General features: G+C 58.9%; 1 protein-coding gene. It reads right to left on the bottom strand.

Going from position 1 to position 1,361, the window contains the following annotated elements:
* Positions 1-257 precede the first annotated feature (257 nt).
* Positions 258-1,286 carry an IS110 family RNA-guided transposase gene (locus CRO22_RS18500; protein WP_097071603.1) on the bottom strand — a complete coding sequence of 343 codons (1,029 nt, stop codon included), beginning with the start codon at positions 1,284-1,286 and terminating at the stop codon, positions 258-260.
* Between the last annotated feature and the right edge of the window lie 75 nt (positions 1,287-1,361).

Below are 1,361 nucleotides of genomic sequence, written 5' to 3'. Positions count from 1 at the left end.
CATATGTGGACACCCCCTTCGTCAAGTCTTTCCTCAAAGCGCGTCGAATCCGGTTGGGTGCTTGCATATGTCCGGCCTCGTAGTGCGGCCGGTTGGCCGCGGGCCCTGATGATATCCGCGGATCATGGTCCCTATCAAATCATCGCGCTTTCGGGCGCTGTCTCGCGAACGGGTTTTCCTGATCCCCGGCAAAACCGGTAGTCATCACGCTTCTTGGGCAGACCCTCCGAACTGTTGTGACGCCAGTGCGTCGGAATTTATGCGGCTGTTTCCCCGTAGATGGTCTTGCGTGCCATCACCGCCCAGCAGATCCGTGCCATCTTGTTGGCCAAAGCCACGGTGGTCAGGCGTGCTGATTTTGCCTGCAGGAGCTTTCTGACCCAACTCAACAATGGCCCCTCGTTTGAGCGCCTCGAGAAGCCGACGACAGCGGTCGCCCCGATGACCAGCAGGGTTCTCAGATATCGATTGCCGGCCTTTGTGATCCGTCCAAGTCGCTCTTTGCCTCCAGATGAGTTGGATCGGGGTGTCAGGCCGAGCCATGCGGCAAGATCTCGTCCCGATCTGAAGGCAGCAGGGTCCACCACACTGGCCGCCATTGCGGATGCGGTGATCACGCCGACGCCGGGGATCGTCGCCAGCCGTTGGCTGGCTTCGCTCGTGCGGTGCCATTCCAGGATTTTCCTCTCGAGCTCCTTTATCTCGGTATTCAAGGAGTCGATCTGTCGGGCAGAGGAAAACACGATGTCACGCACGAGTGGCGGCAAGTCAATCTCGTCAGCGCCGTGTGCAAGCACCCGCTCGACGAGATCGGCATGCCGTCTGATCCCCTTTGGCGCTACGACGCCCATCTCGGTGAGATGGCCTCGCAGGGCGTTCACAAGCATTGTTCTTTGGCGGACCAAAAGGGCGCGGGTTTTGTGGACCATGAGAATGGCCTGCTGCGATTCAGATTTGATCGGGACGAACCGCATGGTCGGCCTCGTCACCGCCTCGCAGATAGCTTCGGCGTCGACCATGTCGTTTTTCTGGCGCTTGACGTAGGGTTTCACATAGGACGCGACCATCAACCGGACTTCGTGGCCTAGGGCAGAAAGCTCTCGCGCCCAATGGTGCGCGGAAGGGCACGCCTCCATTCCAACCAGACACGGATCCAACCTCGCAAAGAACTCGAGCATCTGGGAGCGCCGCACCTTTCGTGTGATGACGACTTTTCCGTCTGCATCGACTGCGTGGACCTGGAAAACGCTCTTCGCGAGATCGAGGCCAATGATCATTCCGGACATATCCAACCACTCCTTCTTCCCGGAGAACCGTTGAAACCAGATTCGACGGTTGGGGTGGGGGTGTCCACATCATCA

Origin of the sequence: Rhodobacter maris (assembly GCF_900217815.1) — a bacterium.
GTDB lineage: Bacteria > Pseudomonadota > Alphaproteobacteria > Rhodobacterales > Rhodobacteraceae > Rhodobacter > Rhodobacter maris.
Note: the sequence above shows the minus strand (reverse complement) of the source record. Positions and strands in the feature narration are given on the sequence as shown.

Coding starts and splice junctions, on each gene's coding strand:
- CRO22_RS18500 (WP_097071603.1), bottom strand. CDS start 1,286: ATGTCCGGAATGATCATTGGCCTCGATCTCGCGAAGAGCGTTTTCCAG.